Origin of the sequence: uncultured Anaerococcus sp. (assembly GCF_963510915.1) — a bacterium.
Taxonomy (GTDB): Bacteria; Bacillota; Clostridia; order Tissierellales; family Peptoniphilaceae; genus Anaerococcus.
In genome coordinates, this window is sequence record NZ_CAUPHG010000081.1 from 1 (window position 1) to 6,790 (window position 6,790).

The 6,790-nt window shown below is 37.4% G+C and carries 6 protein-coding genes; all 6 read left to right on the forward strand.

Annotated features, from left to right (window positions below):
- On the forward strand, positions 1-809 hold an 809-nt coding region (locus tag RQ893_RS07080), incomplete at its 5' end, for a nucleoside hydrolase (protein ID WP_311482350.1).
- On the forward strand, positions 800-1,300 hold the full coding sequence (locus tag RQ893_RS07085; RefSeq protein WP_311482351.1) for an FUSC family protein: 501 nt from the start codon (positions 800-802) through the stop codon (positions 1,298-1,300). The genes RQ893_RS07080 and RQ893_RS07085, both read left to right, overlap by 10 nt.
- 175 nt (positions 1,301-1,475) lie before the next feature.
- A complete protein-coding gene (locus RQ893_RS07090; protein WP_311482352.1) occupies positions 1,476-2,852 on the forward strand; it encodes a DUF3798 domain-containing protein in 1,377 nt (458 codons plus the stop codon).
- Between the two features lie 72 nt (positions 2,853-2,924).
- Positions 2,925-4,502 (forward strand): sugar ABC transporter ATP-binding protein, encoded by a 1,578-nt coding sequence (locus tag RQ893_RS07095; RefSeq protein WP_311482353.1) that lies wholly within the window; start codon positions 2,925-2,927, stop codon positions 4,500-4,502.
- On the forward strand, positions 4,495-5,571 hold the full coding sequence (locus tag RQ893_RS07100; RefSeq protein ID WP_311482354.1) for an ABC transporter permease subunit: 1,077 nt from the start codon (positions 4,495-4,497) through the stop codon (positions 5,569-5,571). Before RQ893_RS07095 ends, RQ893_RS07100 begins: the two co-directional genes overlap by 8 nt.
- On the forward strand, positions 5,564-6,688 hold the full coding sequence (locus RQ893_RS07105; protein WP_311482355.1) for an ABC transporter permease subunit: 1,125 nt from the start codon (positions 5,564-5,566) through the stop codon (positions 6,686-6,688). The genes RQ893_RS07100 and RQ893_RS07105 overlap by 8 nt, the downstream gene beginning before the upstream one ends.
- Positions 6,689-6,790: the final 102 nt, after the last annotated feature.

The following is a 6,790-nucleotide window of genomic DNA, read 5'->3' on the forward strand; positions in this document are numbered from 1 at the left end:
AGAAAGGAAGAATTATGGAATATCAAAAACCCTTTATTTATATAGATACAAATTTCAGTTCAGCTGATGGACTTTTTGTAAAAATGGCCCTAGATTCTTTCAATTTTGAACTTGTAGGCCTATCTTCAAACAAGTCTTATATGTCAAGTGCAGCTGCTGGTGAAAATATTTTAGGTCTTGTCAATAATGCAGACCTTTATTTGAGCGTGGCTAAAAATTATGATGACCTAGAATCAAACTTTGATGAAGAAATTTTTACGCCTGTAGCTGATTATCTAGAAGATGTAGATGCTTTTGAAAATCTTTATGACCTTGCAAGTGACTGTGGAAGGCTTGATATAATAGCAAGTGGAGATTTGGGAAATATAGCCAAGGCCATCCGTGAGTTTGATGATTTTATTGACTTTGTGGACCATATTTTCTTATTTATCCCAGACTTAAAAAAATTATCAAAAGAAGATTTGACAGACCTTGACCTAATTTTATCTTCAGGCATAGAAATATTTGCCATTGACCAAAAATTTGCTAATAATTTTACCTTAGAAGAAAAAGATTTGACAACCATAATCAAAACTCATCCTCAAATGGAAAAACTTTTGAAATCCTACGACGGGGAGCCACTAATAGGCGCTCTACTTCTCTACCTGTCCCAAAGGCCAGAAGCTTTTATCTTCGAAGAAGCAGGACTTAAAATTAATTTTGATGAAAAAATTCTAGAAAGGACTGAATCAAGGCCAAAGGCCTACATGGTAAACAAGGTCAATGAAGAAAGTTTTTATGACTATCTAAGGGCAATTCTATGCGATTAAAATTTCCTGGACCAAGGATAAGGAAAACTGGTCTTGCAGTTTTGATATCGATGATAATTTCTCACTACAGACCTGGTGAAGGCCTCGCCTTTTATTCAGCGATTGCAGCCATTATCTGCATGCAACAAAATGTCCACCAAACCTTTCACAAGGGCCTAGGCAGGATAATTGGAACTCTTTTTGGTGGAACAATGGGTCTTATCTATCTTTTGGCCTTTCCAGATGAAAAATTTCCAGAAATTGTAGACTTATTTGTGATTGCTATCTTGGTTACAATAATTATTTGGGTTATGTCAATGATAAATAAAAAAGAAGCAGTTTCTATTGCTGGAATTGTATTTTTATCGGTTACAATAAACCATGCAGGGGATCTTGTGCCTTTTGAATTCGCCTTAAACAGGGTTATTGATACCTTGCTTGGTGTTCTTGTTGCTTTTTATGTAAATTATATAGATTTCAAATTAAAAGAAACTCTAAAATCTGAATCCTAGATTTTGGAGTTTTTTTATTTGAGAAATTAAAAAAATTTTATTTCTAGGAAAATGATAACAATATTTAGAAATCAAGACTTGATAAAAATAATTGCAAAAGATTTTACTGAATACATTTGACAATGTAATAAAGCGAGTATATAATTATCACTATAATATGATAAAGGAGTAACAAATGAAACCAATTATGAAGAAGGTGACATCTGTATTTTTACTGGCTTTTGTATTTATGGGCCTAGTTGGATGTCAGAAAGTAGATGACAAGGCGGCAAATAACGAACCTAAGCAAGAAGCGGCTGAGTCAAAAGATGGAAATAACAAAGATAAGGCAGAAGTAGCCGTAAATAACAAAGCTCAGTTTGAAAAGCTTAAAGAAGGTGAAGACTTCCATATAGGAATTGTAAGTTCTACAGTATCTCAAAGTGAGGATGAGTTCCGTGGTGCTCAGGCTGCCATGGAAAAATATGGCAAGGCTTCTGAAGGTGGAATAATCGTTCACGATACATACCCAGATAAAATTGAAACTGAAATGGAAACAACAATTTCTAAGATTAAGGCTATGGCTGATGATCCAAAAATGAAGGCAATTATTGTAAACCAATCAGTACCAGGTACAACTGCAGCTTTCACAGATATTAGAAAATCTAGACCTGATATTATCCTTGTAAACCTAACTCCACAAGAAGACATCCTCATGACTTCTAATGTATCAGACCTAGTTGTGGATGCTGATAATATTTCTAGGGGCTACAGGATGATTAAAGCTGCTCAAAAGATGGGCGCTAAGAAATTTGCCCACATCACTTTCCCAAGGCATATGGCAATTGAAACTCTTGCTATAAGACGTGCTATCATGGAAGAAGCTTGTAAGGACCTAGGCATGGAATTTATTTCCTTAAACGCCCCAGACCCTACAACAGATATTGGTACACCAGGTGCCCAACAATACCTAGCTGAAAATATAGGCCCATGGATTGAAAAATATGGCAAAGATACAGCATTTTTCACAACTAACGATGCCCTTACAGAACCACTTTTAAGAGGTGTTGCTGCAGGCGGAGCAATCTTTGTTGAACCAGACCTTCCAAGCCCAATCATGGGTTATCCATCAGCTTTCTCTATAGGCCTTGATGATATAGCAGGCGATTGGCCAGCAATCCTAAAGAGAGTAGAAGAAGTTGTAATCGAAAAAGGTGGTAAAGACAGAATGGGTACATGGGCATATTCACTTGGATATACCAGTACAGTTGCTGCTGTTGACCTAGTTATAGATGTTTTAAATGGCAAGGCTGATATAAATAATCCTGATGATATTAAAAAGGCCTTTGAAAGTGAAACAGCTGGAGCTAAGTGGGTTGTTTCTAAGATGATCAATATGCAAGACGGTAAGGAACTTCCAAACTACGCCCTAGTTGCCCAAGATACCTATGTATTTGGAAAGGGCTACCTAGGAATGACAGAAGAAAAAGTTGACGATAAGTACAGAAAGATCAACGTAAACGTTGAAGATATGGTTGAAAAGCAAAAAGAATCCGAAGGTAAATTCGAATAAAATTTTGGCCTAAGCAGTGGAAGTTTTCGATCCTGCTTAGGCTTTGCTAAGTAAAAGAGAAGTGAGTTATAGATGTTAATGGAAATTAGGGGCCTGAGTAAGAGCTTTGGTCAAAATAATGTTTTAAAAAATGTAAATTTTACTATCGATGAGGGTGAAGTTGTAGGTCTTGTTGGAGAAAATGGGGCTGGTAAGTCTACCCTAATGAATATTATATTTGGTATGGAATTTATTAAAAATACTGGTGGTTATGAGGGAGAGATAATCCTAAATGGGGAAAAAATCAACTTCAAAAATCCAATCGACGCTCTAAAGGCGGGAATAGGCATGGTCCACCAGGAATTTTCTCTCATACCAGGTTTTACTGTTGCTGAAAATGTGACTTTGAATATGGAAAATACCAAAAAGACACCGATGTCAGCTATCTTTGGCAAGGGCTATGAGCTAATAGATGCCAAGGCTAATATAAGAGATACAGAGAAAACCTTAGATAAGCTAGGAGTGGACTTAAATCCAAAGGAATATGTGAGCGAACTACCTGTTGGTCACAAGCAATTTATAGAAATTGCCAGGGAAATTAAGAGGGAAAATATCAAACTTTTGATTATGGACGAGCCAACAGCAGTTTTGACTGAAAGTGAAGCGGATATTCTAATCTCTTCCCTAAAAAAACTTGCTGCCAAGGGCATAGCTATTATTTTTATTTCGCATAGACTAAGAGAAATCCTAGAACTTTGCGATAAGGTAATAGTCCTTAGAGATGGGGAAATTGTTGAAGATAAGCCGGCAGCAGGCCTTAACATTAAGCAAATTGCAGGATGGATGATGGGCAAGTCAAATAGGTCAGCCTATGTAGATGATGATCAAAGGAAAATCAATGAAGATGATATTATCTTTGAGGCCCAAAATCTTTATGTAGAAATGCCAGGTGAGATGGTTTATGATGCTAATTTTAAGGTAAGACGTGGTGAAATTTTTGGCTTAGCTGGTCTTGCTGGTCAAGGCAAACTTGGGATAGCAAATGGTATCCTGGGAACCTACCCAGTAAAGGGAAGAGCCTTCTTTAATGGCGAAGAGCTAAAATTAGCTGATACAAGTTCTATTTTGAAGAAAAAAATCGCCTTTGTATCCGAAGACAGGCGTGGGGTTGGGCTTTTGCTCGGCGAAGATATTGCCCTAAATATTGCCTTTAACGCCATGGAAGTTTTTGATAAGTTTATCAAGAAAATTTTTGCTTTTAAATTTAGGGATGATGAGGCGATTTTAGAAAATGCTAATAAATATATAGACAGTCTTGCCATTAAAACTCAAGGGCCAGGCGAACTTGTGGGTAGGCTTTCTGGTGGAAACCAACAAAAAGTGTGCCTAGCCAAGGCTTTTTCAATGGATCCAGATTTATTATTTGTATCTGAACCAACCAGGGGAATTGATATCGGGGCTAAAAGACTTGTTCTTGATTCTCTTAAAAAAGCCAACAGAGAAGATGGCACAACTATAATTATGATTTCATCAGAACTTGAAGAACTACAGTCAGTATGCGATAGGATAGGAGTTGTCTGCGAGGGTAAAATCGTAGGAGTCCTTGACCCTGATGCCAGTGCGGAGGATTTTGGTTTGTTAATGAGTGGAGAGGAGCTAGGAAATGAATAAAATTAAAGACTTTGTTTCAAAAGTTGGTATAGCAAGATTTATCATTGCCCTATTTTTGCTAAGCTTATTTATAGCAGCCCCTGCCGCAGGTATTAGCGTAAAAAGCTCTCTAGAAAACGTAATTGCAAGATTTGGTATGTTTGCCATCCTAGTTCTATCTTTGATACCAATGATTGAAGCGGGATGTGGACTAAATTTCGGTATTCCAATAGGAATTGTAGCTGGAATTCTTGGAGCGGTTATTTCCCTAGAATTTAATGTAGGAGGCTTTGGAGGAATCTTTCTTGCCATGGCTATCGGAGCTCTTATTGGGGTGATTTTTGGATTTTTCTATGGCATCTTGCTTAATAAAATTATTGGTGACGAGATGTTGATTTCAACTTATGTTGGATTTTCATTCACAGCCTTTATGTGTATAGCCTATGTATTTTTACCTTTCAAAAACCCGGTTTCAGTCCTATCCTATGGGGGAAGCGGTCTTCGTCAGCAAATCCCCGTTTCTGATTATTGGATGAAAAATGTTGAAAGTGCTACAGGAGGAGTAAATTCTGTAGGACTTCTTTCAGATTTTTTGGCCTTTGATCTTTTTGGAGTCAGGATTCCTATCGGTATGCTTTTATTTTTTGCTATCATGGCCATCCTTGTTTGGGGACTTTTTAGGACAAAGACAGGTACTGCCATGTCTGTAGTAGGCTCTAATTACGAATACGCTAAAGCGAGTGGTATTAATATTAAAAAAGTAAGACTTAAAGCTATTGTTCTTTCAACAGCAATCGCAGCTATGGGTATAGTTATTTACCAGCAATCCTATGGTTTTATCCAGCTTTACCAAGCACCAGCATCCTTTACCTTTCAGACTGTCGCGTCAATCCTAATTGGAGGAGCGACTTTGAATAAGGCAAAGATTAGTCATGTAATCATAGGTACCCTTTTATTCCAAGGGGTAATAACTCTTACCCCTACAGTTATAAATGGACTTTTGTCTATAGATGTTTCAGAAGTTATGAGACTTATCATAACAAATGGAATGATAGTTTACGCCCTCACAAGGAGGATTGACAATGATTAAAAATAAATTTTCAACCAGACACCTTGTTCCTGTAATGTTTATGGTAATTTGCTTGGTGGGTTACATCCTTAGTGGTGCCCAGCTAGGATTTATTACAAGCGAGCTTGCAAATAGGCTTGTTCGTAATACCTTCTTAGTATTAAGTTTGATTATCCCAATCATTGCTGGTATGGGTATAAACTTTGGTATTCCACTAGGCGCCATGGCTGCCCAGGTAGGTTTAATTTTCTCCCAAGATTTAGGCTTTACAGGCCTCCTGGGTATAGCAGTGGCGGCTGTGATTGCTTTTCCAATTGCTATTGTCCTTGGTTTATTTTCGGGCAATGTCCTAAACAGGGCCAAGGGTCGAGAGATGATTACATCTATGATGCTTTCATTTTTTATGCTTGGTGTTTATATGCTTGTGATCATGTTTTTCACAGGTACTATTATTCCAATTAGGGATAAGTCAATGCTCTTATCTTCAGGAGTTGGAATTAAAAACTCTATTACACTTACAACAGCAGGTGCTCTTGATAATGCTTTGAAATACAGGATTCAAATACCTTTAGGTAAGGATCAAATAAAATTTGATGTGCCAGTTCTAACTATTTTTATAATAGGAATCTTATGTGTTTTCATAACCTACTTTAAAAAGACTAAGCTCGGACAAAACATGAGAGCTGTCGGTCTTGACCAAGATGTAGCCAACAACTCAGGCTTAAATGCTGATAAGATTAGGGTAAAATCTATTGTTTACTCAACAGTTCTTGCAGCCTTTGGTCAGTTAATCTACCTTCAAAATATCGGCACTCTTGCAACTTATGCAGGTCTAGACCAGGCAGCTTTATATGCAGCTGCAGCCCTCCTTGTAGGGGGAGCATCAATACTAAAGGCCTCTATAGTTAATGCCATTATAGGTACAGCTCTCTTTCACTTGATGTTCATAATCATGCCACTTGCTGGAAAGGAAGTGACAGGAGATGCCATGGTTGGTGAATTTTTAAGGACCTTTATATCCTATGCCATAGTTACAATATCATTAATCCTTCACGAATATAATAGGAAAAAGGAAATTAAAGAAAATCGACTCAAGGCCATTGACCTAGAGGCGAGAACTGCCAAGGCAGCTAGTTAAAAATGTTATTTCATATACTCTCATAAGGTGCTGTTGCAAATTATGAATAACTATCGTCACATCATCATAGGGTTCTCTCTCAAAGTTTGCCTCTTAGGGCCG

Bases quoted from the DNA above. Each gene is read 5' to 3' on its own strand.
- RQ893_RS07085 (WP_311482351.1), top strand. From the start codon at position 800: ATGCGATTAAAATTTCCTGGACCAAGGATAAGGAAAACTGGTCTTGCA.
- RQ893_RS07090 (WP_311482352.1), top strand. From the start codon at position 1,476: ATGAAACCAATTATGAAGAAGGTGACATCTGTATTTTTACTGGCTTTT.
- RQ893_RS07095 (WP_311482353.1), top strand. From the start codon at position 2,925: ATGTTAATGGAAATTAGGGGCCTGAGTAAGAGCTTTGGTCAAAATAAT.
- RQ893_RS07100 (WP_311482354.1), top strand. From the start codon at position 4,495: ATGAATAAAATTAAAGACTTTGTTTCAAAAGTTGGTATAGCAAGATTT.
- RQ893_RS07105 (WP_311482355.1), top strand. From the start codon at position 5,564: ATGATTAAAAATAAATTTTCAACCAGACACCTTGTTCCTGTAATGTTT.